Here is a 25149-nt window from a genome sequence, read left to right as displayed (position 1 = left end):
ATGGGGCCGCGAAGGCCCCGCCGGAGGAGACCGGCGGGGCCGCCGGGTTACCTCGACGCCGGATGACGGGCGCGCTTGCCCTCCCGTTCGGCCACGGTCTTCAGCTCCTTCAGCCATGTCTCGAGACCCCCGCCCAGGGCCTCGGTGGAGAACCCGACGTCCTGCTCCACCTGGTCACCGCGCCACGTCTCCTCGGTGCGCACGACGACCCGGCCGCCCACCTCGGTGAAGGTCCACACGTGGACCCCCCTGTCGATTCTCAGCCCGGCACCGATCGCCGGCCCCTCCCACCGAAGGCACTTCTGGTGCCGCAGCTGCCGGACGGTGGAGGTGACCACGAGGGTCGTGGCGGGGTTCAGTTCGGTCTCGGGTACCGGCGTCGTCCATCGAAACGACGAACCGGGACGCAACGGGCCACGATCGAGCCGCTTGCTGGACAGGACCGGCTTCTGCCACGACGGCCAGCGTTCCACGTCGGTCTGAATCCTCCATACGGTACGCAGCGGAGCGGCGATCACCGTCTCCGTCCGGTAGCGGATCTTCGCCGAGGTGTCGACGGTCTTTCCCGCGCATCGCAGCGCCGTGCGGTCGGAGCCGCCGGCGCGCGTGGCCTCGGCCCGGGCCGGTGCGCCCGTAACGCCCATCAGACCGGCAACGACGGCCATCACCGTGACGGCGCCCACACGGTTCTTCATGAGGCGGTCGCCGTCTCGGCGTCCATGACGTTCTCCATCGTGATGTTCTCTCTTCGGTCGGTGGCGATCGGGAACCCCGGGCATGAGCGAGCCGTGACGTCCACACCCGGCAGATGCGATCGTGCCAAGATGACCAATCTCTGCACATCGGTGAAAATTACCTATTTTGCGACACGTCGCCCGGGCACGTGAGATACAGCACCGCTGCCCGAGAGTCCGGCCGCGGCGCTCCGTACCGGCACCGGACCCCGCAAGGAGCCGGACCCCGCCGCCGCACTCGCCGATCTCAACCGGGCACGAAAGCCTCGCCCTGCCCCTCGACCGCCGCCCACCCCCGGGCGGCCCGTCAACACATCGTTGAGCGTTCGGCAAACCATGGTCGGCAGGGTGGGGCGCATGAGCATCCTGTCACGTCCGGCACTGGCCCGGCGGCGGCGCGACCTGGCGCGCATCGTGCTGCGCGACCTCGCCGAGACCGGTGAGGTCACCGTCCCCGCCCGGTGGGAGGAGGAGATCCGGCGGGAGTTCGGCGGGCTGGACGGCCTCCTGGACGAGCTGAGCCGCCAGTGGTGGACGGCCTGCGCCGCCCACCTGGACGCGCTCGCCGAGCTCGGCCAGGGCGACCCCTGCCGGGTCTGGGACGATGTCGCGGCGCAGTCCCCGTGGCTGCGGGCCGTGCTCGACGCCCACGCGGGCCGCCCGGCGCTCACCGAGGCCGAGTGGCGGCACCGCGAGGCGCTGAGCCGGACGCCCCGGCGCGCGGCACGCCGCCCGGAACGTCCCTTCACCTGCCGTATGGAGAATATTCACCGATGAGCGGGTAGCCATTGACGATGGTCGGATTCACCAAGGGGGGACGTTCGCCGTCCGGAGACACCGAAGATCACTCGGCTGACCTGCGGCTGGGTGTGCGGCTGACGCTGGCGCTGGCCGCGGTGGCGATCTTCACGGCGCCGTTCGTCGTCCTTCTCGTGCTCGTGCAGACCTCGTCCACACCCCTGAAGGATCTCGACGAGGGCGTCGCGCTGTCGCTGCACGCCCACGCCCTGGACAACCCGGGGTACACGGCCTTCCTGCGGGTGGGGACCGAGGTCTTCGGGCCCTGGCCCTGGCGCGTGCTGGTGCTGCTGACCGCCGCCTGGCTCTGGTACCGGGGGGCGCCGCGGCTGGCCGCCTGGGCGGTCGCCACGATCACCTTCGGCGGCCTGCTGAACCTGGCGATCAAGGGGGTCGTCGACCGCGCCCGGCCCGACCTGCCCCACCCCGTGGCCTGGGCCCCCGGCGCCTCCTTCCCCTCCGGTCACGCGATGGGCGCGGCGCTGGGCGCCTGCATCCTGGTGCTCGTCGCGCTGCCCTTCCTGCGCACGCTGACCGCCCGGATCCTGCTGTGGGCCGCGGCGGCGGCCGTCATGGTGTTCGTCGCCTACAGCCGGGTGGCGCTCGGCGTCCACTGGACCAGCGACGTCATCGCGGGCGTGGCCCTGGGCGTGGCGGTCGTGGTGGGGTCGGCGGCGGGGTTCGAGGCCTGGCGCCGGGGCGAGGGACACAGGCCGGTCGATCCCCACGTGGAAGGTGTCCAGCCGGAGGCGTTCCGAGAGGGCGGTTCGGGGTAGCTGGCGCGCCATGTCGAAAATGTCGGTGGACTTCAAAGGCGTGCTGCGCCTCATCCTGATGCCGCTGGTCGCCATGGCGGTCCTGACGATCGCCGTCGGCCTCCTCATCACCAAGGTCCTGCAGACGACGACCCTCATCGCCAACGACGCGGGGGTCAACGAGCAGCTGGCCGGTGACCGGACCGCGTACTGGAGTTCGATCACCGACACGTTGTCGGGCCTCTCCGACACGCCGGTCATCATCACCGGCACGGCGATCCTGGTCGTCGTCTTCCGGCTGGTCTTCAAGCGCTGGAACGAGTCGATCTTCCTCGCGCTGGCGGTCTTCTCCCAGTCGGCGATCTTCCTGCTGGCGACCGTCTTCGCCCAGCGCAAGCGTCCCGCCGTCGAGCACCTGGACCCGGCGCCGCCCACCTCCAGCTTCCCCTCCGGGCACACCAGCGCCGCGGTCGCCTTCTACGCCGGCATCGCCCTGGTGCTGATCCTGCACACCCACCGGTTCAAGATTCTGAACGTGCTGTGGGCGCTGATCGGCCTGGGCATCCCGCTGAGCATCGCCTTCTCGCGCATGTACCGGGGAATGCACCACCTCAGCGACGTGAGCTGGGGGTACCTGCTGGGGCTGGTCTGCATCGCGGTGGCCGCCAACGCGCTGCTCCTGCGTTCGACGGCCTCCGACCGGAGGACGAGCGTGCTGCGAACCTGACGCGGGACGGGGGGTTCGCCACCCGCGGAGGCGTTGCGCATGAGACCGTTGTGATGGAGCGATACCAAGTCCTACATCTGTCACTTCGTGTGGCTCAATGATTGCTCTGTGCTACGAAGTAAGATAGAGGCCTCGATAGGGAGATTCACCTCTCCCTCTCGGGGCACGAGCAGCCAGCCGGCCGGACCGTAGAGACGTTCGACGGCTACCCTCAAGGAAGGAAGCCGGCCCATGGATCACCAGTCCGTCGTCTGCCAGAAATGCACGGGTGTTCTCCTCGCCACCGACTCCCGCACCTACACGGCGCAGCGGGGCCGCCTGATCGTCTCCAACGGGTACTGCACCTGCCCGGCCGGGACCGAGGCGCCCGCGGAGCAGGCCGCCCACCGGCAGCAGCAGCCTCAGCACACCGAGCAGGCGGCTCACAGGCAGCAGCACATGCCCGTCTCGCACCAGCAGCAGAACGCGGGGCACAACTCGATGGTGATCGTCTGACGATCTCTCGGGGGAGCGTCCGCGGCGTCGGGGGGCGTACGACGACCCGGCCTCCCCGGGACCCGGCCGACCGAGCCCTCGATCCGGCCCCCGCCGGGCCGTACGACGCCACCCTCCGGACCCGTGCCGTCCGGCAGGGCGGGCCCGTTTCGCGGACCGTGCGCCGTCAGCCGCTCAGGCTCCAGGCCAGGACCACCGACAGGCCGCTGGTGGCCAGCAGGCCGACGAGCACCACGATGGCGATCAACCGACGATTCATACCCGCAGCCTAGCCAGAGGGCCCGGGTGCTCGGGGCGTGACGGTCGCACGACGGGCCTGACGACCACGGCCTCGCCATGGCGGGCCGCGTCGGCCACGGCATGACGAGACCCCGGCGGGTCGTGAAAGGGCCGTGAAGAGATCATGAACGGGTCATGACGGCTCCGACTCCGGCCACGCGACCGGGGCCTGCCGCCCGCTCTCGGCGCGGATGATGTGGATGACGGCGTTGATGAGCGCCAGGTGGGTGAACGCCTGGGGGAAGTTGCCCAGGTGACGGCCGGTCACCGGGTCGATCTCCTCGGCGTAGAGGCCGAGGGCGCTCGCGAAGGAGAGCACCCTTTCGCAGAGCCTGCGGGCGCGGGCGTGCTCCCCGATCTCGGTCAGCGCGGAGACGAGCCAGAACGAGCAGATGGTGAACGTGCCCTCCTCCCCGGTCAGGCCGTCGTCGGTCTCCTTGGTCTCGTAGCGCAGGACCAGCTCGTCGCAGGTCAGCTCGTCGGCGATGGCCAGGACGGTGGCGCGGACCCGGAGGTCGTCGGGCGGCAGGAACCGCACCAGCGGGATGAGCAGGAGTGAGGCGTCCAGGGCGTCGGTGTCGTAGTGCTGCCGGAACACGCCGCGCTCGCTGACGCCGTTCTCGCACACGTCGGCGTGGATCTCGTCGGCGACCACCTGCCAGCGCGCGGCCAGCTCTGGGTCCTCCCGCAGGCGGGCGAGCCGCGCTCCCCGGTCCACCGCCACCCAGCACATGACCTTCGACGAGGTGAAGTGCCGGGGCTCGCCGCGTACCTCCCAGATGCCCCGGTCGGCCTCGCGCCAGTGCCGGATGGCGGACTCGACCTGCCGCTTCAGGATGGGCCAGATGCGCTCGTCCAGGCGGTCCCGCGAGCGGGTGTGGATGTAGAAGGAGTCCAGGACGGCGCCCCAGACGTCGTTCTGGCGGTGCAGGTAGGCCGCGTTGCCGACGCGGACGGGCCTGGCGCCCTCGTACCCGTAGAGGTGGTCGAGGATCTGCTCGTCCAGCTTGGACTCGCCGTCGATCCCGTACATCACCTGGAGCTCCTCGTCGCGCTCCGCGACGTCGGCGATGAACCAGAAGAAGTCGTCGGCCTCCCAGTCGAAGCCCAGCGTGTACAGCCCCCACAGGGCGAAGGTGGAGTCCCTGATCCAGGTGTAGCGGTAGTCCCAGTTGCGGTCGCCGTGCGGGGTCTCGGGCAGGGAGGTCGTCGCCGCCGCGATGAGCGCGCCCGTGGGGGCGAAGGTCAGCCCCTTGAGGGTGAGGGCGCTGCGCTCCAGGTAGCTGCGCCAGGGGTGGTCGGGGAAGTCGCCCCTGGCCAGCCAGTGCTGCCAGTGGTGGGCGGTCCACACCAGCCCGTCGTAGGCCTCCTGGAAGGTGTACGGGGGCTCGTGCGCGGTCCACGACAGCGCGCAGAAGCGGGTGTCGCCCTCCTTGAGCAGGGTGCGCGCCGTGGCGCGCCCGCCCTCGAACCCGAGCCGCATGTCGGTGGTGAGCCGCAGCTCAAGGCTCTCCCCCTCCGCGGTCGCGACGCCCTGGTGGTAGCCCCGCTCGCCGTACGACCAGACGGCGGGGCTGCGGCCGTAGTCGAAGATCGGCTCGCAGTCGAGGGTGATCTGCACCTCCCCGCTGACGCAGCGGACCGTGCGGAGCAGCACGTGGGAGGCGTCGTAGTCGGTCGGCGCCCTGCGGTGGGTGTGCGAGAGCTCGTCCTCGTGGTGCCAGGGCCCCATGAGGAGCAGGTCCCGCACGACGATCCAGCCGGTGGGCGTGCCCCAGCTCGTCTCCAGGATCATGGTGCCCGGGAGGTAGCGGCGCGCGGCCGGGACCCGCAGGTCGGCGGGGCCGAGCCGGAAGCCTCCCGCCCCGCGGTCCATGACCGCGGCGAAGACGCTGGGCGAGTCCATCCGGGGCAGGCAGAGCCATTCGACGTTCCCGCTCGGCGCGACCAGGGCCGTGACCTCGCAGTCGGACAGGAACGCGTAGTCCGCGATGGGCGGAAACGGGGAGGAGCCGGGGAGCTCGCCCGCCGGTGGAGCCGTTGTCATGCGCCCTTCCTACCCCGACTTCGCCTTTGAGCACGTCCGTCACACGAGAGGTCCGGAACGGGCCGCCGGACCCCGCGCCGAGCGCTCGGGCCGGGACGCGCGCAGCGCTCGGGCCGAGGTGCGCGGGACGCTCGGGCCGAGGTGCGCGGGACGCTCAGGCCGAGGTGCGCGGAAGCGCGTCCAGGGCGGCGATGAGGAGGTCGAGGCCGAACTCGAAGTCGGTCTCCGGGTCGTGCCTGGCCAGCTCGGGTGCGAGCGCGATGACCCGGGGGAACTGCCCGGGGTCGAGCTCGGCGAAGGTCTCGGCCGGGTTCCGGTGCAGGTAGCCGAGCATCTTCGCGGTGCCGACCTCGCGCATCTGCGCGCCCAGGGCGTACGCCAGCATCGCCCGCATGATCCGGACGGACGTCTCGCCGTCGAACCCCGCGCTCCCGGCGATCGCCAGGGCCCGCTCGGCGGGACGCAGGCCGACCGAGGTGTCGATCTTGTGGGTCAGCACCACCGTCATCGACCGCGGGTGCTCGCGGGCGGTCTTGCGGAAGGCCCGGATGAGCGTCCGCGCCCTGAGCTTCCAGTCCTCGCCGGGGTCGTCGGGCAGGTCCATCCCGGCCACCACGTACTCGGCCACCCCTTCCAGCAGGGCCGCCTTGTTCGGCACGTGGTTGTACAGGGACATGACGGCGACGCCCAGCTCGGCCGCAACCGCCCGCATGGCCAGCCCGTCCACGCCCTCGCGCTCGATCAGCCCGACCGCGGCGCGCACCACGCGCTCCCGGGTCAGCACCGCGCGCGCGACCGTCCCGGCTGCTCTTCTCGCCACCGGCCGGCTCCTCTTCCCTCTTGCCTCGGTGATGGCGATGCTACAGGGGACGCGCTTTCTGCCCGCCCGCATCAGACCGCCCGCCTCGGCCTGCCCGTTTCAGACCGCCCGCGCGCGGTGCGGGAGCGAGACGTCGGCGTGTCCGGCCCCGGAGGCGCGCGCCCCGGCGCGGTACTCCTGCGGGCTGACCCCGCGCACCCGCTTGAAGGCGGCGCTGAGCGCGAACGAGCTGCCGTACCCGACCTGCCGGGCCACCGCGCCGACGGTGGCGTTCGTCTCGCGCAGCAGGTCGGCGGCCATCGCCAGCCGCCAGCCGGTCAGGAACGCCATGGGCGACTCGCCGACCAGCTCGGTGAAGCGGCGGGCCAGGGCCGCCCGGGAGACGCCGGTCTCGGCGGCCAGGTCGGCCACCGTCCAGGGATGGGCCGGGTTGTTGTGCAGCAGGCGCAGGGCCTTGCCGACCACCGGATCCCCGTGGGCGCGGTACCAGGCCGGGGCACCGGCCTCCGGGCGGGAGAACCAGGCCCGCAGGACGGCGATGAGCAGCAGGTCGAGCAACCGGTCGAGGACCGCCTCCTGGCCCGGCTCGTCCTTGACGATCTCGTCGGTGAGCAGCGGGATGATCGGGCAGTCCCAGGCGTCCTCGGGCAGGACCAGCATCGGGGGCAGCGCCTCCAGCAGGCGCCGGCTGATCTCCCCGCGCATCTGGTAGGCGCCGGTGAGGATGACCGCCGATCCGTCCGGATCGTTGCCCCAGGTACGCACGCCCAGGCTCATCGCCCCCGCGAGGTCCTGCCCGTCCAGGGTGGTGCAGTGCTGCCCGGGATGGATCACCACCTGCGGGGGCGTGACCGGGTCGTCGGCGACCGTGTAGGGGGCGGGGCCGCGGATGACGGCGACGTCCCCCGGCCCCAGCCGCACCGGGTCGCCGTCGTCGGGGACCATCCACGCCTCACCCCGCACGACGGCCGCCAGCGCCAGCGGCGCCCGGTCCTGGATCCGCAGGGACCAGGGCGGGCTCAGGATCGAACGGAGCAGGAACGCTCCCCGCGCTCTCGGCCCGTCCAGGAAGTCGGTGAGTGCGTCCACCCCCTCACCCTAGACGCTGGAACATGGAAGCGCGCTCTTCGACCATGGCCCGTCTCGCGCTCTCCCGGTTCACTGGACACATGACGGAGAACTTCAGCGACAAGAGCGACGAGAACAGCGAAAGTGGCGACAAGGGGAGTGGCGGCGGGAACGGCCGGGGCATGACGCTGGTCCTCGGGGGGACGGGCAAGACCGGCCGCAGGGTGGTGGAGCGGCTCGTCGCGCGCGGCCTGCCGGTGCGGGTCGGTTCCCGCTCGGGCGAGCCCCCGTTCGACTGGGAGGACCCGGCGACATGGGAACCGGCACTGCGGGGCGCGAGCGCGGTGTACGTGGTGTACTCCCCCGACCTGGCGTTCCCCGGCGCCACCGAGACGGTCCGCGCGTTCGTCGCGCGGGCGGCCGGCGAGGGCGTACGGCGGCTGGTGCTCCTGTCCGGCCGGGGCGAGGAGGAGGCCGGGCTCAGCGAGGAGACGGTCCGCGGCTCCGGCCTGGAGTGGACGATCCTGCGGGCGTCCTGGTTCTTCCAGAACTTCAGCGAGGACTACCTGCTGGACCCGGTGCTGGCCGGGGAGGTCGCGTTCCCGGCGGGCGACGTGCTGGAGCCGTTCGTCGACGCCGACGACATCGCGGACGTCGCGGTCGCGGCGCTGACGGAGGACCGGCACGTGGGCGAGCTCTACGAGCTCACCGGCCCCCGGCTGCTGACCTTCGCCGACGCCGCCGCGGAGATCTCCGAGGCGACCGGCCGGCGGATCCGCTACGTGCCGGTCTCCCCGGAGGAGTACGAGGAGGCGATGGTCGGCCACGGTGTGCCGGCCGAGTACGCCAAGCAGCTCACCGTGCTGTTCGGCACCGTGCTGGACGGCCGCAACGCCCACCTGGCGGACGGGGTCCGCCGGGCCCTCGGCCGGGAACCCCGGGACTTCACGCGGTACGCGCGCGAGACCGCCGCCACCGGGGTCTGGGACGGCTGACACACCGGCTCGCCCCCTCGCCGCTCCTTCGGGCGAGGGAGGCGGGCACGTGAACGACCTGGACGACAGCACCGAGGGGATCGGCCGCACCGGCGGGACGAGCGGTGCGGCGCGTCCCCTGTTCCTCATCACCCGACATCACCCGATGTACGACGACGACCGTGGAGGTCGCGAAGATGGCACTGTTCCGAGGCGTCGCGCTGGTCGCGGCGACCGTCACCGTGGGACTCACGGCGGGTCTCCTGTACTCCTACGCCTGTTCCGTCATGCCCGGCCTGGCACGGACCGACGACCTGACCTTCGTCGGCGCGATGCAGCGGATCAACGTGGCGATCCTCAACGGCTGGTTCGCCGTCTGCTTCGCCGGCGCCCTGCCGCTGATCGCGGTGGCCGCCGGTCTCCACCTCCAGCGGGACGGCAGGCCCGTACTGCCCTGGATCGTGGCCGCGCTCGTCCTGTACGTGGCGGTGCTCGTCATCACGTTCGCGGTCAACGTGCCGCTCAACAACGCGCTGAACGCCGCCGGGGACCCCGGCGGCATCGCGGATCTCGCGGCGGTGCGCGAGCGGTTCGAGGGGATGTGGGTCCGCTGGAACATCGCGCGAACGGTGGCGTGCGTCGCCGCCTTCTCGTGCCTGGCCTGGGCCCTGGTGCTGCACGGGCGCATCGTGCCGCCGGCCGGGTGAGCGCGGGGGTGTCGTACCCCCACCGGGTGAACGCGGGGGCGCGCCGCCCCCCAGGTCGGGATGCCGGGCGGACGGCGGGAAGGCCGCCGGGCGGACGGCGGCAAGGCGGTTCGGTGGGCGACGGGAAGACGGTCGGGCCGGGGCGCGGCCCAGCGGTCCCGGAGGGCCCGGGGGCGCGTCCGGGGCCGCCGGGCTGCGCCCCGGGTACGCCTTCTGTCAGGATGCCGGTCTGTCGATCCGTGGCGCGGCCCCCCGGGCGGGGCGGGGGGGGGGGGCGCCGCCACGGCCTGACAGGTCGTGATCCCTGCCGTACCAGAGCGGCCGGTCGCCGCACGGACCCGTGGAGAGACCATGAGAGCCCCCCGTGTCAGCCGTCACCCGCGGAGATCCGCCGTCGTCACGGCCACCGCACTGGCCGTGGCCGCCTGGACGGTCCCCGCCGCCGCCCTCTCGCAGACGGCGCCCCTCGCCCCCTCCTCCCCGGCCTCCGCGCCTCTCGTCCCGATCTCCCCGGCCTCCGCGCCTCTCGTGCCGATCCTCCACGCGCCCGCCGTACCCGGGACGGCCGGGCGTGCGGGTGCGGGTGCGGCCCCGGCCGAGGCCGCGACCGGGACCGGGACCGGGACCGTCGCGGCCGGTTCGCTCGACCTGGTGCGTCCCTCGGCCACCCCGGTCATGCTGAGGAACGCCCCCCGGAAGCTGTCGGTGAGCTACACCCACGCCGGGAGAAAGACCACCCTCGCGAGCTTCCTCAAGCGCGCCAAGGCCAACGGCTTCGTCGTCCTGGACGGTCGTAGCGTCGTGTACGAGCGCTATGTCGCGGCGAACCGCGACACCCGGTTCCAGACCTGGTCGGTGGCGAAGTCCTTCACCTCGGCCGCGGTCGGCATCGCCCTGAGTGAGCGCCACATCCGCTCGATCGACGACCCGGTGACCGCCTACCTGCCCGAACTGCGCGGCTCGGGGTACGACGGGGTGTCCGTCCGCGACCTGCTGCGGATGTCGTCCGGGATCGACTGGGACGAGCGCTCCGACGTGCCGCGCGTGCACGTGGCCGCCAACCGGGGCAGGCCGGTGGCGAGCATCGCGGCGCGGCAGGTGCGCGGCTGGAAGCCGGGCAGCAGATTCGCGTACACGAGCATGAACTCCTTCGTGCTCGCCAAACTCGTCGGCCGCGCCACCCGCACCCCGTTCCACCGGTACGTGGAGAAGAAGATCTGGCAGCCCGCGGGCATGGAGTCCACGCTGGGCGTCGGCAACGACGGCAACGGCGACAACCTCGGTTACTGCTGCTTCCACGCGACCGACCGCGACCTCGCCCGGTTCGGCCTGCTCTATCTCAACGGCGGGAAGGCGAAGGGACGCCAGGTGGTGCCGCGTTCCTGGGTCGAGGCCTCGACCAGGCCGTCCGCCTCCTTCAACCCCGGCTACGGGCTGCACTGGTGGCTGGGCGGCGACGGCGAGGGTGACTTCATGGCCGCGGGGCTCGGCGGCCAGTACATCTACGTGTCGCCCGAGCACGGCGTGGTCGTCGTCATATCGGCCGTCTCCGCCCCGCCGGCCGACGACCGGCGCGAGGCACTGACGGCGTTCCGCGCCGTGGCCGCGGAGGTGGCGAGGACCCGCTGACCCGCCGGGCCCGGCGCGGAGGCCGTCACACCTCCGGTGACCCGAACCTCGACCCCACGGGCCGTCGGCGTCCCGGCGCGGTCAGCGTGGCCGCCGCGCGCGCAGCGGCTCGACGATCGCGCCGATGTCGGCGTCGCCCCAGCCTCCCGCGGCCGCCTCCTCGTAGCGCCGCCCGACCAGGCGGACGATCGGAAGGTCCACACCGTCCGGCTCCGCCAGCTCGGCGGCGAGCCGCAGGTCCTTGGCGGCCAGGCTCGTCGTGAACCACCCCCGGTGGTCACCTCCCAGCACGTCGTCGACCCGGTTGTGCAGGGCGGGCGCGACGGTGGGCCAGCGGAGGAGGAAGTCGTGCAGCAACGTCTCGTCGAGACCGGCCGCCCGGCCCGCGACCGTCGCCTCGGCCAGCACGGCGAGCCCGGACATGAGCAGGTAGTTGTTCAGCAGCTTGAACGCGAGCGCGGCACCGGGGTCGGCGCCGCAGTAGGAGTAGGAGGCGAACGCCCGCGTCCACACCGGCTTCAGCGTGTCGACGAGGTCGCGTTCGCCACCCACCAGGACCGCCGCCTGCCCCTCGGCGACGGCCTGCGGCCCGCCGAGGACGGGCGCGGCCACGAACCTGCGCCCGGGAGCCAGGTCCCGCAGCTCACGGGTCGTGGCGGGGGCGACGGTGCTCAGGTCCGCCACGACCGGCCCCTCGGAGCCGGTGGCGGCCAGCCGGCCCATCACGTCGCGGACGGCCCTGTCGTCGGCGAGCGACAGCAGCACCGCCTCGGCGTCCCGCGCGGCCTCGGCGGGCGAGCCCGCCTCCACGGCACCGAGGCCGACCGGCTCCTCCGCCCGGCCCGGTGTGCGGTTCCACACCGTGACCGGGAATCCGAGCGTCAGCAACCGCCGGGCCATCGCCCGTCCCATCACGCCCATGCCGAGAACGGCGACACGCATAAGATCATCCCCCTTCCCGTCATTGTGCCCGGAGGCGACCACCACGCCCCGGCGCCACGCGGTGCCGTCACGACCCGCCGTGCCCCGCCGTGCCCCCTGGCGCCCCGCGTCCCCTCCTCTCGGCCCCGCGCCCCCTTCACGGTGTCCCACGCCCCCGCGATACCCCGCGATACCCCGCGCCGTCCCGGGCCGGGAAACCGTCAATGCAGGTCAGGACGGGTAGGCGTGGGTCTCGGTCGCCTTCACCGAGGCCCAGACCCGCCGCCCCGGGGCGAGGTCGAGGTCGGCGACCGCGGCCGGGGTGACGTCGGCCGAGGCGTCGATCGGCCCCTCCAGATGGATGCGGACGTTGTCGCCGTGCCGCTCGACGCCCTCGATCGTCGCCTCCCAGAGATTGCGCGGGCTGCCGTCGGGACGGGTCCTGTAGAGCGCGACCGCGCTGGGCGCGAAGGCGACGAACGCCGGTCCCTCCACGTGCTCGGCGACGCTGAGGCCCACGTCGCCGACGACGACCCGCCGCCCGGTGGCCGTACCCCGGTAGAGGTTGAGGCCGACCAGGCGGGCGACGTAGTCGGTACGCGGGCGGCGGGCGACCTCGACGGGGGGGCCCTGCTGCACGACGGTGCCGCTCTCGATGACGACCAGGTGGTCGGCGAGCACCATGGCGTCCAGCGGGTCGTGGGTGACCAGGACGGTGGCGCCGTCGAAGTCGGCCAGGTGGTGACGGAGCCGGGAGCGGATCTCCAGCCGGGTGTGGGCGTCCAGGGCGGCCAGCGGCTCGTCCATCAGCAGCAGGCGGGGCCCCACGGCGAGGGCGCGGGCCAGGGCGACGCGCTGGGCCTGCCCGCCCGACAGCCGCCGGGGCCTCGTCCCCGCGTACGCGGCCAGGCCGACGCGCTCCAGCCAGTCCGCGGCGACGCGCCGCGCCTCCGCCCTGGACAGGCCGTGGCAGCGGGGCCCGAAGGCGACGTTGTCCAGGGCCGACAGGTGCGGGAAGAGCAGGTAGTCCTGGAAGACCATGCCGATCGGGCGTCGTTCGGCCGCCAGGGGGTGCAGCGGCTCGCCGTCCAGGACGATCCGCCCGCCCGACAGGCCGGTGAGTCCCGCCAGCGCGCGCAGCGCGGTGGTCTTGCCCGCGCCGTTGGGACCGAGCAGGGCGACGACCTGGCCCGCGGCCACCTCGATCTCGATGTCCAGGCGGAAGCGGGGGCGGGTGACGACGAGGTGGGCGTCCAGGATCACGGGGCGCTCACCCACCGATCGCGCAGGCAGGCCAGGATGACCACCGAGACGGTCAGCAGGACGAGGCTGAGCACGATCGCGGCCTCGGGTTCGGTCTCCAGCGCGAGGTAGACGGCCAGCGGCATGGTCTGGGTGCGTCCCGGGAAGTTCCCGGCGAAGGTGATGGTCGCCCCGAACTCGCCCAGCGCCCGGGCCCAGCACAGCACGGCCCCGGCGACGACGCCGGGGGCGATCAGCGGCAGGGTGACGCGGCGGAAGACGATCCAGCGGGAGGCGCCCAGGGTCGCGGCGGCCTCCTCCAGGCGCAGGTCCGCGGCGCGCAGCGCGCCCTCGACGCTGATGACCAGGAACGGCATGGCCACGAACGCCTCGGCGACGACGACCCCGGCCGTGGTGAACGGCAGGGTGACGCCGAAGGTGGCCTCCAGCCACTCGCCGACCAGGCCGCGCCGTCCCAGGACGAGCAGCAGGGCGACCCCGCCGACCACCGGGGGCAGCACGAGGGGGACGGTGACCAGCGCCCGCACCAGGCGGCGCCCGGGAAAGGCGACGCGGGCCAGCAGCCACGCCAGCGGCACGCCGAGCAGCAGGCACACGAGCGTGGCCACGGTCGCGGTCACCAGCGACAGGCGCAACGCCTCCAGCACCTGCGGCTCGCCGAGCCTCTCGGCCAGCGTGGACCAGGGGGCGCGCACCAGCAGCCCGGCCAGCGGCAGCGTCAGGAAGGCGATCCCCGCCAGGGCCGGCAGTACCAGCACCCAGGGCAGACGTCCCGTCACGCCACCGGAGGACCCCCCGGGCTCACTCCTCATCGGCCCGTACGGGGATCCTCGGGGATCTCCACGACGACGTTGGTGGACTTGATCACGGCGACCGCGACCACCCCCGCCTCCAGCCCCAGCTCGTCGGCGGCCTGGCGGCTCATCAGCGACACCACCCGGTACGGCCCCGCGGCGATCTCCACCTGGGCCATGACCGCGTCCCTGACCACCTCGGTCACGATCCCCCGGAAGCGGTTCCGCGCCGACGAACGGCCCGATCCGCGCTCGGCCTCGATCTGGGCCCGCGCGAACGCCGCGAGATCCTCACCGGCCACCGTCCGGTGGCCGTGCTCGTCCCGCCGGGCGGGGAGCCGGTCGGCGTCCACCCAGCGGCGGACGGTGTCGGGGCTGACCCCCAGCAGCACGGCGGCCTCGCCGATCCGAAACGTCGTCACGAAAGGGCAGCCTACCTTCGCACCTGCCGGTTCCCCCGCCCCGGCCGCGCCGCATCCGCGTCGCGACCCGGTGCTCCCCCCTGGCAGGTGAGAGCACACGGAACCCCTGTCGCGGGTCGGAGGCGTCAGCCCATGCTCTTGGCGCTGTCGATGGACTCGCGGATGATGTCGGCGTGGCCGGCGTGCTGGGCGGTCTCGGTGATGATGTGCATCAGCGTCCTGCGGGCCGACCACCGTGCGCCGGCCTCGAACCAGGGGGCCTCCGGCAGCGGCCAGGTGGCGTCCAGATCGGGCAGGGTGGCGACCAGTTCGTCGGTCCGGCGGGCGACCTCGGCGTAGTCGGCCAGCACGCCCGCCAGCGTCTCGCCGGGGAGCAGCCGGAACTCGTCGTCCCGCCGGGCCCAGTCGGCCTCGGTCATGGCGGCGAAGTCGCTCCGCGGCGCCGGGCCGTTCACGATGAAGTCCGCCCAGTTCCGCTCGGTCGCCGCGACGTGCTTGATCAGCCCGCCCAGGCACAGCTCGCTGGCGGTGCTGCGCTGCGCGGCCTGCTCGTCGGTGAGGTCGCGCGTGGTGAGACACAGGAAGTGCCGGTGCTTGGCCAGCATCGCCAGCAGGTCGGCGCGCTCACCCGTGAGAGCGGGCGTGCCGGTGGCGGCCGCGTCGGGGGCGGGAGCGGGGGCGGGGGCGGGAGCGGCGGTGATGTCGTGGGTGGCCGGTTCGACGACGGTCGTGGTCTCGCTCATGATCTCGGCCTTCCGTGGTTCCGTTCCTTCGGTCAGGTTCCACGCTAGGCCGTACAGCGGTCACTTTCTGACCTGAATTGCGGAAGAATCGAAGCATGGCCAACACCAGTACCCGCACGCTGCGACTGCTGTCCCTGCTGCAGACCCACCGGTACTGGCCGGGCACCGAGCTGTCCGAACGCCTGGGGGTCTCGGCCCGCACCCTGCGCCGGGACATCGACCGGCTGCGCGAGCTGGGCTACCCGGTCGAGGCGCGGCGCGGTGTGGACGGCGGTTACGAGCTCGCCCCGGGCGCGTCGCTGCCGCCGCTGGTGATCGACGACGAGGAGGCGGTCGCCCTGGCCGTGGGGCTGCAGGCCGCCGCGCGGAGCGCGGTGGAGGGCATCGCCGAGTCCTCGGTGCGGGCGCTGGCGAAGGTGGCGCAGGTGATGCCGGCCCGGCTACGGCGCCAGGTCGAGGCGCTCGGCGCGATGACCGTGCCCGCCGGCTGGGACGGCCCCGCCGGGGCGGGCGTCGACCCGGGCGTGCTCACCGTGGTCGCGCTGGCCTGCCGGGACGGCGAGCGGCTCCGCTTCTCCTACACCGCCGCCGACGGCCGCCGGACCGACCGGCACACGGAACCGCATCGGCTGGTCTGCCTCGGCCGCCGCTGGTACCTGGTCGCCTACGACCTCACCCGGCACGACTGGCGCAGTTTCCGGGTCGACCGGCTCGCCGCACCGGGGAGCGACGGCTCCCGGTTCCGGCCCCGCGACCTGCCCGCCGCCGACGCGGCCGCGTTCGTCCGCGCGGGCCTGGACAAGGTGCCCCGCTCGTACCGGGTGGAGGTCCTGGCCGACGCCCCGGCGGAGGTCGTCCGCGAACGGATCGGCAGGTGGTGCACGGTCGAGGAGATCGACGCCGGGCACTGCCGGGTGCGCATGACCTCCGACTCCCTGGACTGGCCGACCATGGCGCTGGGCGTGCTCGGCGCCGGCTTCCGCGTCCTCGGCCCGCCCGAACTCCGCGAGCGGATCCACGACTGGGGCGCCCGGTTCAGCCGGTCCTGAGACCCGGCCCGCCGATCACGCTCGGCCCCGCGACACCCCGGCGCTCCTCCGGTCGCGTCCGGCCCGCCGCCCCGGCGGCGCTCCGGCCGGTCATGGGCGACGCGGCGTCCCGGTGTCCCGCCGGTCACGGGTGATTTCCGGGACCCCCAAGAGCTCTCGGCAATCCAGTCGTTACCTTGCATGTTTTTGTTGAAACATTGCGGTTACTTGTCCGTCATCTTATGGTGTGGGCAGTTCCGCCGGACATCAGCGGTCGGCGCGCCCCCCGACCGCGACGGCGTCCGGCTCTCCCCCCATGAAGGGTCATCCGATGCGGAAAACCGGCAGACTACGCGGCTGGACGACAGCCACCGCCCTGGCGCTCATGGCGGGAGCGCTGGCGATCCCCACCGCCATGTCATCGGGTGCCTCGGCCGCTGCGGCGGTCGACTCGATCTTCGACGTCCCGGGGCGCGGAGCGACCGTCCCGTTCACCGAGTTCGAGGCCGAGGACCCGGCGCACGCCACCACGAACGGCCAGGTCATCGGGCCGGACCGCATCTACGGCCGTCTCCCCGCCGAGGCCTCGGGCCGCAGGGCCGTGACCCTGGACGCCGTCGGCGAGTACGTCGAGTTCACGCTGACCAAGCCCGCGAACGCCGTCACCGTCCGCTACAGCGTGCCGGACAACGCCGCGGGAACCGGCCTCAGCACCCCCGTCAGCCTCCGCGTCAACGGCACCCACCTCAAGGACCTGACCTTCACCTCCAAGTACGGCTGGTACTACGGCGGCTACCCCTTCAACAACACCCCCGGCGGCAGCAACCCGCACCACTTCTACGACGAGACCCGGACCATGTTCGGCTCCACCCTCGCCGCCGGGACCAAGGTCCGCATCCAGGTCTCCACGACCGCCGTCACCAACTCGATCACGGTCGACCTGGCCGACTTCGAGCTCGTCGGCGCCCCGATCGGCCGCCCCTCGGGGTCGCTGTCGGTCGACGACTTCGGCGCGGTCAAGAACACCACGAGCGTCGACAACACGGCCGCCTTCCAGGCCGCGGTCGACGCCGGCAGGGCACAGGGCAAGGAGGTGTACGTCCCCCAGGGCACGTACAACCTCTACGACCACGTGATCGTCGACGGCGTGACCCTGCGCGGGGCAGGCCCCTGGTACAGCGTGCTGGGCGGACGCCACCCCACGCAGCGCAACAAGGCCGCAGGCGTCTACGGCAAGTTCGTCGGCGAGGGCGGCCCGAGCCGCAACGTCACCCTCAAGGACTTCGCCGTCATCGGCGAGATCATGGAGCGTGTCGACGACGACCAGGTCAACGCGATCGGCGGCGCGATGAGCGACTCCGTCGTCGACAACGTGTGGATGCAGCACACCAAGGTCGGTGCCTGGATGGACGGCCCGATGAACAACTTCACCATCAAGAACAGCCGCATCCTCGACCAGACCGCCGACGGCGTGAACTTCCACATCGGCGTCACCAACTCCACGGTGACGAACACCTTCGTCCGCAACACCGGTGACGACGCGCTGGCCATGTGGGCCGAGCGGGTGCCGAACGTGAACAACAAATTCACCTTCAACACCATCGGCGTCACGCTGCTGGCCAACCACCTGGTCACCTACGGCGGCAAGGACATCCAGATCACCGACAACGTGGTGGCCGACAGCGTCAGCAACGGCGGCGGCATCCACATCGCCAACCGCTACCCGGGCGTCAACTCCGGCCAGGGCACCGCGGTCTCCGGCACCCACACCGTCGCCCGCAACACCCTGATCCGTACCGGCAACTCCGACTACAACTGGAACTTCGGTGTCGGCGCCCTGTGGTTCAGCGGGCTCAACGAGCCGGTCAACGCCACCGTCAACGTCACCGACACCGACATCCTGGACAGCTCCTACGCCGCCATCCACTTCATCGAGGGCAGCACGAGCACCGTCAACTTCAGGAACGTGAAGGTCGACGGCACCGGCACGTACATGATCCAGGCGCAGTCGCCGGCGAACACGACGTTCACAGGCGTCAGCGCCGCCCACCTCGGCGCGGGCGTCGCGATCCACAACTGCGTCGGCACCGGCTTCGCGATCGCCACGGGAACCGGGAACACCGGCTGGAGCCCGTCCGACAAGGTCTGCACCGGCACCTGGCCCGCGCCGAACTACATCTACCCCGGTGGCGGCGGCAACCCCACGCCCACTCCCACCCCGACCGTGACGCCGACCGTCACCCCCACCCCCACGCCGACCGTCACCCCGCCGTGCAACCCCGGCACCGGTGACCTCGCCCGGGGCAGGCAGGTCACCGCGACCAGCCAGAACCAGGGCTTCGCCGCCGGGAACGCGGTCGACGGCAACGCCGACAGCTACTGGGAGAGCTCCAACAACGCCTTCCCGCAGTCGATCACCGTCGACCTGTGCGGCGTCGTCTCGGCCCAGCGCGTCGACCTGAGACTGCCCCCGTCGGCGGCCTGGGCCACCCGGAGCCAGACCGTCGCCGTGCAGGGCTCCGTCAACGGCACCGACTTCACCACCCTGTCGGCCGCGGCGCCCCGCACGTTCAACCCGGCCACCGGCAACGCGGTGAGCATCCCGTTCACCGCCGCGAACGCCCGCTACCTGCGGCTGACCGTCACCGCCAACACCGGCTGGCCGGCCGCGCAGCTGTCCTCCGTCGAGGTGTACGGCACCCCCGGCCCCACCCCGACCCCCACCCCGACGCCGACCGTCACCCCGACGCCGACCCCGACCGTCACGCCCCCGGCCGGCAACCTGGCGCGGGGCAGGGACACCACCGAGAGCGGCCACGCCGACGTCTACGGCTCGGGCAACGTCGTCGACGGCAACGCCGGGACCTACTGGGAGAGCGCGAACAACGCCTTCCCGCAGTGGGCCACCGTCGACCTCGGCAGCGCCACCGGTGTCCGCAGGGTGACCCTGAAGCTGCCGCCGTCGGCGGCCTGGGCCACCCGCACCCAGACCCTCTCCATCCAGGGGAGCGTCAACGGCTCGGCCTTCACCACGCTGGCCGCGTCCGCTCCCCGCGTCTTCGACCCCGCCACCGGCAACACGGTGACGATCACCTTCCCGGCCACGACCCAGCGCTACCTGCGGGTCGACGTCACCGCCAACACCGGCTGGCCGGCCGCGCAGCTCTCCGAGTTCGAGGTGTACGCCTCCTGACCCGGAGCCCGTGACGGCACGCCACCGCGTGACCTCACGACCTCACGATCGCGTGACCTCCTGAGCGCGTGACCTCTCAGGCGGGACCCGGGCCGGCACACCGGCCCGGGTCCTCGCCGTGCCCCCGGCGTTCACGGGAACTCCTCCGGGTCCGGCGGCCCGTCGTACGGTCCCGCGGGCGGGACGGTCTCGTAGCGCAGCTCCACCCCGAGGCTCAGCGCGAGCCGCCGGGCCAGCCCGGTGTTGCGGCGGTGGTCGAGCCTGCGCACGGCCGTCTCCAGGGCCTCGCGCTGCCCGACGACGACCACCCACGACCGCGCCCTGGTCACCAGCGTGTAGAGCAGCTTGCGGCGCAGCATGACGCCCCCGGCCTCGCCGACGAGCGGCGCGACCACGAAGGGGTACTCGCTGCCCTGGGAGCGGTGCACGCTGACGGCGTAGGCGTGGGTCAGCTCGTCGAGCTCGCCGAAGCCGTAGCGCACGGTCCGGCCGTCGTCGGTGCGCACCTCGACGGCCCGTTCCTCGGCCACGACCGAGGTGACCGTGGCGGTGTCGCCGTTGAAGACGCCCTTGTCGTAGTTGTTGCGGATCGGCATGACGCGGTCGCCCACCCGGAAGACCGAGGCGCCCGACCAGTGCTCGGCCACCCCCTCGCGCGCCGGGTTGAGCCGCTCCTGGATGAGCCGGCCGAGCTCGACCGTCCCGGTGGGGCCCCTGCGCATCGGGCAGAGCACCTGGACCTGGCCGGGGTCCACCCCCTGCTTGCGCGGGATCGCCTCGGTCGCCAGGTGCATCACACGGTCGGCGACCTTCTCGGGGTCGTCGATCTCCTCGAACCAGAAGCCTCCCCCTCCGGGGACGCCGGGCACCTCGCCGGCCAGGATCCGGTGGGCGGCCCGGATGATGCCGCTCTCCTCGGCCTGGCGGAAGACGCGCGTCAGCCGGATCCGCGCGATCGCCTCGACGCGCAGCAGGTCGGCCAGCACGCTGCCGGGGCCGATGCTCGGGAGCTGGTCGCTGTCGCCCACGATCAGCAGGTGGCTGCCCGAGGGGACCGCCGAGGTGAGCCGGGTGGCCAGGTGCAGGTCCAGCATGGACGCCTCGTCGACCACGATCAGGTCGGCCCGTACGGGCGTCTGTTCGAAGAGCGTGCCGCTGTCGGGGTCGGGCTGGTGGGCGAGCATCCGGTGCACGGTCATCGCGGGCATGCCGGTGAGCTCCGACAGGCGCTTGGCCGCCTTGCCGGTCGGCGCCGTGAGCGTCACCGTGCCGCCCATCGCCCGCACCGTCGCCGCGATGACCCTGACCGTGTGGCTCTTGCCGCACCCCGGGCCGCCGGTGAGGATGGACACGGTGCTGGTCAGCGCCATGTTCACGGCCACGCGCTGGTCCTCGTCCAGGCCGGGGTCCTCCTGGAAGGCGCGCATGGGCAGCGTCGAGGGCGCCTGGCAGAGCCGGGTCAGGTTGGCCGTCAGCCGCAGCTCGCGGCCGTGCAGCTCCTTCGGGTACACCACGTCGGGTCCCCGGCCGTCGGGGGACGCCTCGACGACGACCCTGCGGTCGGCGACCAGGGCGTCCACCGTCCGCCGGACGAGGTCGTGGTCCTGGCCGATCATCTCCACGGTCTGGGCGACCAGCGCGACCAGCCTCGTGTAGCAGTGCCCGTCGCGGACGGCGGCCGTCTCCAGCCGGTCCAGGATCGCCGCCTTGATCCGTTCGGGGCTCTCCTCGGCGAGCCCCGACCGCAGCGCGATCCTGTCGGCCGTCGCGAACGCGATGCCCCTGACCTTGCCGATGAGCCGGTACGGGTCCCGCTGGAGGACCTCCTCGGACTCGGCGCCGAGGACCTGGTAGATCTTCGCGGCCAGCAGCGGGCTGATCCCGAAGCCCTGCAGGACGACCATCAGCGCGGCGATCGCCTTCTGCTCCTCCCAGGCGTCGGTGATCTGGGCCTGCCGGGCGGGGCCGATGTTGACGACCTCGGTGAGCCGGGCCGGTTCGGTGTCGATGACCGTCAGCGTCGTGTCGCCGAAGTGGCTGACGATGGCGTGCGCGAGGCGCGGCCCGATGCCCCGGATCAGCCCGGACCCCAGGTAGATGCGGATGGCCCGGACCGTGGCCGGGACCAGCCGCTCGCACGCGACGACCTCGAAGCGCCTGCCGTGACGCGGGTGCTCGCCCCACTCGCCCACGAGCCTGAGCGTCTCCCCCGGCTGGACCCCGCCCAGGGCGCGGCCGGAGGCGACGAAGCCGGGGAGCCCCTCGGCGCTCATCCGCGCGATCGTGTACTCGTCCTCGCGGACGTACACCAGTTGCTCGACAGATGCCTCCAAAGAACGCCGATCCTCCCCCGTACCGCTCTCACCTCGCACTTCAGACATCAGACCAGCCGGTCCGGCCTTCCCACAAGTCGTCGGTGGCCGCCGGTGACTATGCTGGCGGCAGGGACACGGCTACCCGGGGAGAGCGCATGGTCAGGCCCCGGGCGCGCGCGACCGTGCGCGACGTCGCGGCGGAGACGGGCCTGTCGATCGCCACGGTCTCGCGGGTGCTGAACGGGCACTCCAACGTCGCCCCGCACACCCGGGACCTGGTGCTGCGGGCCGTCGACCGGCTGGGGGGCGAGGGGCCACGGCCGCGCGCGGGCCGGGAGGCGACGGCCGGTGCGACGATCTACGTGCGCTGCCCCTACCTGCTGACCGACTACTTCGGGCTCATCGTCTCCTCCATCGGCGAGACCGTCGACCTGCACGGCGGGCAGGTGATCCTGGGCACCGGCGAGGCGGCCCAGCGCGCCCCCGTGCTCGCCACGCTGCCCGACCGCCCGGACATCGCCGGGGCGATCCTGATCCTCCCCCCCGAGCCGGGCGAGGAGCTCGTACGGCTGCGCGACCGGGGGTTCCCCTTCGTGGTGATCGACCCCAGGACGCCGCTGCCCAGGGACATCGTGGCGGTGTCGGCCGCGCACTTCGCGGGGGCCCGCAAGCTGATGGCGCACGTGGTCGGGCTGGGGCACCGCCGGGTCGGCGTCATCGGCGGGCCGGTGCGGTGGCTGCCCAGCGAGGCCAGGATGGCCGGCTACACGGCGTCGCTGGCCGATGTCGGCGTCCTGCCCTCGGCCGAGCTCCAGCGCAACGTGCCCGAGCCCACCACCGAGCACGGTCACCGCGCGGCCCGCGAGCTGCTGGACCTGCCCGAGCGGCCCACGGCGCTGGTCGCGTTCAACGACAAGATGGCGGTCGGGGCGCTGCGGGCGGCGGCCGAGCGCGGGCTGCGCGTGCCCGGGGACCTGTCGGTCGCCGGTTTCGACGACATCGACCTCAGCCGGGCGACCGTGCCGATGCTGACCACGGTGCGCCAGCCCCTGGAGGAGATGGGCCGGATGGCGGTCACGCTGCTGATGCGGCTCCTCAACCGGCACACGCTGGAGGCGCTGCACGTCTCCCTGGGGACCGACGTGATCGTCCGCGACTCCACGGGACCGGTTCCCGGCTTCGTCCGCGACTGAACGGGTCCGACCTCCGACTTAGTTTTGTTTCATTTGTTTCATCAAAGATCGCTCTTACGGCGGGCCCATGAATCCGTACATTCGAGCCTTGACAAGTGATTTCGGCGTGTGTTGTCCTGTTTCGTAACAGGCAACTTTCTTGCTTGTTACATTTGTTACAGCGACGGTTACCCGGGAGCGCGCGTGCCCCGGCACGGGCGGCCCGGATGTCGCGGGCCCGATCGTCACCCCCCCGAAAGGACCCCGCCGTGTCCCGATCCCCCCGCCGGGCCCTCGCCCTGGCCCTGGCCTGCGCCGCCGCCCTGTGGGCGAGCGGCCCCCTGGCCGCCACGCCCGCCCTCGCCGCCGGTGAGCCGGTGAACATCTGGCTCACCACCACCTCCGACGCGGGCGGCCGCAACGTCACGCGCGGCCTGCAGCAGCAGTCCCCGATCGCGTTCGGCCCGGCCGGCGGCAGCGCCGCCCACACCGTCACCGTCAACGAGAACACCACCTACCAGCGGTTCGAGGGCGGCGGAGCCTCGATCACCGACACCACCGCCCACCTGCTGCGCGGCGGCGCCGTCAGCGCGGCCACCCGCGACGCGGTGATGCGCAAGCTGTTCCACCCCGTCGACGGCATCGGCCTGTCGTTCGTGCGCAACCCGATCGGCGCCTCCGACCTCTCCCGGCCCGGCCACGTCTCCCTCGACGACACCTGCTGCGACCTCGGCGACTTCGGCGCCAACGGGTACGACACCAACGTGCGCCTGCTCACCCAGCAGGCGAGGACGCTCAACCCCGCCCTGCGCGTCAAGGGCGTGCCGTGGAGCGCCCCCGGCTGGATGAAGGACAACGGCCGGATGGACCAGATGGGCTGGCTCACGTGGGAGCACTACCCCACCTACGCCCAGTACCTCGTCAAATACGTCCAGAGCTACCAGAACGCCGGGATCCCGGTGAACTACATCTCCGTGCAGAACGAGCCCAACTGCTGCCAGGCGAACAACCCGCCCGCGATGAACTACCCCGGGATGAGCTGGAACTCCTCCGGCCTGGCCGAGTTCACCAAGAACCACGTCTACCCGGCCTTCCGTGCCGCCGGCATCACCACCAAGGTCCTCGTCCACGACTGGAACTACGGTGACTACGCCGGGATGGGCGCCGGGGTGCTGAACGACGCGGGCGTGCGCAACGACCCCCTGTTCGGCGGCATCGCCTGGCACGGCTACGGCGGCGACCCCGCGATCGGCACGCAGGTGCACAACCAGTACCCGTCGGTGCCGCAGTTCAGCACCGAGCACTCGGGCGGCACCTGGATCGGCAACCAGCACGACGAGGACCTCTACGACATCGTCACCTACGCCCGCAACTGGAGCGGCAGCCTGGTCAAGTGGAGCCTCGCGCTCAACCAGAACATGGGCCCGCACAACGGCGGCTGCGACATCTGCACCGGCCTGATCACCGTGCAGGAGGGCGGCTCCCGGGCCGGCCAGGTCGACTACACCGTCGAGTACTACACGACCGGCCACCTCACGAAGTTCGTCAGGCCCGGGGCGCAGCGGATCGACTCCACCGCCAACGGCACGATCCAGAACGTCGCCTGGCGCAACACCGACGGCTCCAAGGCGCTGATCGCGCACAACCGGGGCACCTCGGCGCAGTCCGTACGGGTCAACTGGGGCGGCCAGTCCTTCGTGTACTCCCTGCCGGGCCGTACCACCGCCACCTTCACCTGGTCCGGCACGCAGAGCGGCAACCCCGGCAACCCGGGCAACCCCGGAGGCACCGTCACCGGCCTGGGCGGCACGTGCATGGACGTCGCGGGTGCCAGCAGCGCCGACGGCGCCGCCGTTCAGCTCCACACCTGCAACGGCACCGCCGCCCAGCAGTGGACCCGCCCCGGCGACGGCACTCTCCGCGCGCTCGGCAAGTGCCTGGACGTGGCCGACCGGGGCACCGCCAACGGCAGCCGCCTGCAACTGTGGTCGTGCTCCGGCGGGGCCAACCAGCAGTGGACCTACAACGCGACGACCAGGGACCTGGTCAACCCCGTCGCGAACAGGTGCGCCGACGCCACCGGCAACAGCTCCGCCGACGGCACCCGCCTGCAACTGTGGGACTGCACCGGCGCCGCGAACCAGAAGTGGACGATGTCCTGACCCTGATTCCCGTCCGGACGGGGTGGGGGGGGGCGGGCCCCCCGGGGGGGCGGCGCCCCCCCGGGTCGGCCGCGGGCCCGGGACCCGCGGGCCCCCGCGCCCG

Annotated in this window: 21 protein-coding genes; 11 read left to right on the top strand and 10 right to left on the bottom strand. The window is 72.6% G+C overall.

Features of this window, described 5'->3' with window-relative positions; translation table 11 throughout:
• Window positions 1-47: 47 nt before the first annotated feature.
• Window positions 48-695 (bottom strand): SRPBCC family protein, encoded by a 648-nt coding sequence (locus tag ACLQ2R_RS37285; protein WP_425966135.1) that lies wholly within the window; start codon window positions 693-695, stop codon window positions 48-50.
• 396 nt (window positions 696-1091) lie between these two features.
• On the opposite strand from ACLQ2R_RS37285, the gene ACLQ2R_RS37280 reads away from it, so the two are divergent.
• From ACLQ2R_RS37280 to ACLQ2R_RS37265, 4 genes are all read left to right on the top strand, one after another.
• Window positions 1092-1511 (top strand): hypothetical protein, encoded by a 420-nt coding sequence (locus tag ACLQ2R_RS37280; protein WP_425966134.1) that lies wholly within the window; start codon window positions 1092-1094, stop codon window positions 1509-1511.
• Window positions 1512-1528: 17 nt separating this feature from the next.
• Window positions 1529-2308, top strand: a complete 780-nt coding sequence (locus ACLQ2R_RS37275) for a phosphatase PAP2 family protein (RefSeq protein ID WP_425966133.1) — start codon at window positions 1529-1531, stop codon at window positions 2306-2308.
• A gap of 10 nt (window positions 2309-2318) precedes the next feature.
• Window positions 2319-3014 (top strand): phosphatase PAP2 family protein, encoded by a 696-nt coding sequence (locus ACLQ2R_RS37270; RefSeq protein WP_425966132.1) that lies wholly within the window; start codon window positions 2319-2321, stop codon window positions 3012-3014.
• 231 nt (window positions 3015-3245) lie between these two features.
• Window positions 3246-3509, top strand: a complete 264-nt coding sequence (locus tag ACLQ2R_RS37265; protein WP_425966131.1) for a hypothetical protein — start codon at window positions 3246-3248, stop codon at window positions 3507-3509.
• A gap of 412 nt (window positions 3510-3921) precedes the next feature.
• Here the strand turns inward: ACLQ2R_RS37265 and ACLQ2R_RS37260 are convergent, their stop codons facing one another.
• The 3 genes from ACLQ2R_RS37260 to ACLQ2R_RS37250 form a co-directional block, all read right to left on the bottom strand.
• Complete coding sequence (locus ACLQ2R_RS37260) at window positions 3922-5835, bottom strand: glycoside hydrolase family 15 protein (protein WP_425966130.1); 1914 nt, start codon at window positions 5833-5835, stop codon at window positions 3922-3924.
• Between the two features lie 154 nt (window positions 5836-5989).
• A complete protein-coding gene (locus ACLQ2R_RS37255) occupies window positions 5990-6655 on the bottom strand; it encodes a TetR/AcrR family transcriptional regulator C-terminal domain-containing protein (protein WP_386239682.1) in 666 nt (221 codons plus the stop codon).
• Between the two features lie 99 nt (window positions 6656-6754).
• Window positions 6755-7744 carry an AraC family transcriptional regulator gene (locus ACLQ2R_RS37250; protein ID WP_425966129.1) on the bottom strand — a complete coding sequence of 330 codons (990 nt, stop codon included), beginning with the start codon at window positions 7742-7744 and terminating at the stop codon, window positions 6755-6757.
• A gap of 161 nt (window positions 7745-7905) precedes the next feature.
• Here ACLQ2R_RS37250 and ACLQ2R_RS37245 point away from each other — a divergent pair, with 161 nt between their 5' ends.
• The 3 genes from ACLQ2R_RS37245 to ACLQ2R_RS37235 all read left to right on the top strand — a co-directional run bounded on the left by ACLQ2R_RS37245 (window position 7906) and on the right by ACLQ2R_RS37235 (window position 11033).
• The gene (locus tag ACLQ2R_RS37245) at window positions 7906-8718 is read left to right on the top strand and encodes an NAD(P)H-binding protein (protein ID WP_425966184.1); all 813 of its coding nucleotides are present in this window, start codon (window positions 7906-7908) and stop codon (window positions 8716-8718) included.
• A 176-nt stretch (window positions 8719-8894) separates the two neighbouring features.
• Window positions 8895-9404, top strand: a complete 510-nt coding sequence (locus ACLQ2R_RS37240) for a DUF1772 domain-containing protein (protein ID WP_425966128.1) — start codon at window positions 8895-8897, stop codon at window positions 9402-9404.
• Between the two features lie 351 nt (window positions 9405-9755).
• A complete protein-coding gene (locus ACLQ2R_RS37235) occupies window positions 9756-11033 on the top strand; it encodes a serine hydrolase domain-containing protein (RefSeq protein ID WP_425966127.1) in 1278 nt (425 codons plus the stop codon).
• Between the two features lie 81 nt (window positions 11034-11114).
• On the opposite strand, the gene ACLQ2R_RS37230 is transcribed toward ACLQ2R_RS37235, so the two are convergent.
• The 5 genes from ACLQ2R_RS37230 to ACLQ2R_RS37210 form a co-directional block, all read right to left on the bottom strand.
• Complete coding sequence (locus ACLQ2R_RS37230; protein ID WP_425966126.1) at window positions 11115-11975, bottom strand: NAD(P)-dependent oxidoreductase; 861 nt, start codon at window positions 11973-11975, stop codon at window positions 11115-11117.
• Between the two features lie 210 nt (window positions 11976-12185).
• On the bottom strand, window positions 12186-13232 hold the full coding sequence (locus tag ACLQ2R_RS37225) for an ABC transporter ATP-binding protein (protein ID WP_425966125.1): 1047 nt from the start codon (window positions 13230-13232) through the stop codon (window positions 12186-12188).
• A complete protein-coding gene (locus ACLQ2R_RS37220; RefSeq protein ID WP_425966124.1) occupies window positions 13214-14029 on the bottom strand; it encodes an ABC transporter permease in 816 nt (271 codons plus the stop codon). Before ACLQ2R_RS37220 ends, ACLQ2R_RS37225 begins: the two co-directional genes overlap by 19 nt.
• Window positions 14026-14433 (bottom strand): TOBE domain-containing protein, encoded by a 408-nt coding sequence (locus tag ACLQ2R_RS37215; RefSeq protein WP_425966123.1) that lies wholly within the window; start codon window positions 14431-14433, stop codon window positions 14026-14028. Before ACLQ2R_RS37215 ends, ACLQ2R_RS37220 begins: the two co-directional genes overlap by 4 nt.
• Window positions 14434-14558: 125 nt before the next feature.
• On the bottom strand, window positions 14559-15176 hold the full coding sequence (locus ACLQ2R_RS37210) for a DinB family protein (protein ID WP_425966122.1): 618 nt from the start codon (window positions 15174-15176) through the stop codon (window positions 14559-14561).
• 95 nt (window positions 15177-15271) lie between these two features.
• Between ACLQ2R_RS37210 and ACLQ2R_RS37205 the strand changes: the two genes are divergently transcribed.
• Window positions 15272-16225, top strand: coding sequence for a helix-turn-helix transcriptional regulator (locus ACLQ2R_RS37205; RefSeq protein WP_425966121.1), 954 nt, complete (start codon window positions 15272-15274; stop codon window positions 16223-16225).
• Window positions 16226-16535: 310 nt separating this feature from the next.
• Complete coding sequence (locus ACLQ2R_RS37200) at window positions 16536-19397, top strand: discoidin domain-containing protein (RefSeq protein WP_425966120.1); 2862 nt, start codon at window positions 16536-16538, stop codon at window positions 19395-19397.
• Between the two features lie 131 nt (window positions 19398-19528).
• Here ACLQ2R_RS37200 and recD2 read toward each other — a convergent pair whose 3' ends face one another.
• Window positions 19529-21730: an SF1B family DNA helicase RecD2 gene (gene recD2, locus ACLQ2R_RS37195; protein ID WP_425966119.1), complete on the bottom strand. Its 2202-nt coding sequence runs from the start codon at window positions 21728-21730 to the stop codon at window positions 19529-19531.
• Window positions 21731-21867: 137 nt separating this feature from the next.
• On the opposite strand from recD2, the gene ACLQ2R_RS37190 reads away from it, so the two are divergent.
• Together ACLQ2R_RS37190 and ACLQ2R_RS37185 are read left to right on the top strand one after the other, a co-directional pair.
• On the top strand, window positions 21868-22905 hold the full coding sequence (locus ACLQ2R_RS37190; protein WP_425966118.1) for a LacI family DNA-binding transcriptional regulator: 1038 nt from the start codon (window positions 21868-21870) through the stop codon (window positions 22903-22905).
• A gap of 248 nt (window positions 22906-23153) precedes the next feature.
• Complete coding sequence (locus tag ACLQ2R_RS37185; RefSeq protein ID WP_425966117.1) at window positions 23154-25046, top strand: ricin-type beta-trefoil lectin domain protein; 1893 nt, start codon at window positions 23154-23156, stop codon at window positions 25044-25046.
• Window positions 25047-25149 lie beyond the last annotated feature (103 nt).

It is taken from the genome of Streptosporangium sp. DT93 (assembly GCF_049844535.1).
Taxonomy (GTDB): domain Bacteria; phylum Actinomycetota; class Actinomycetes; order Streptosporangiales; family Streptosporangiaceae; genus Streptosporangium.
The sequence above is the reverse complement of the archived record's forward strand: the minus strand, read 5'-3'. Positions and strand labels throughout refer to the sequence as shown.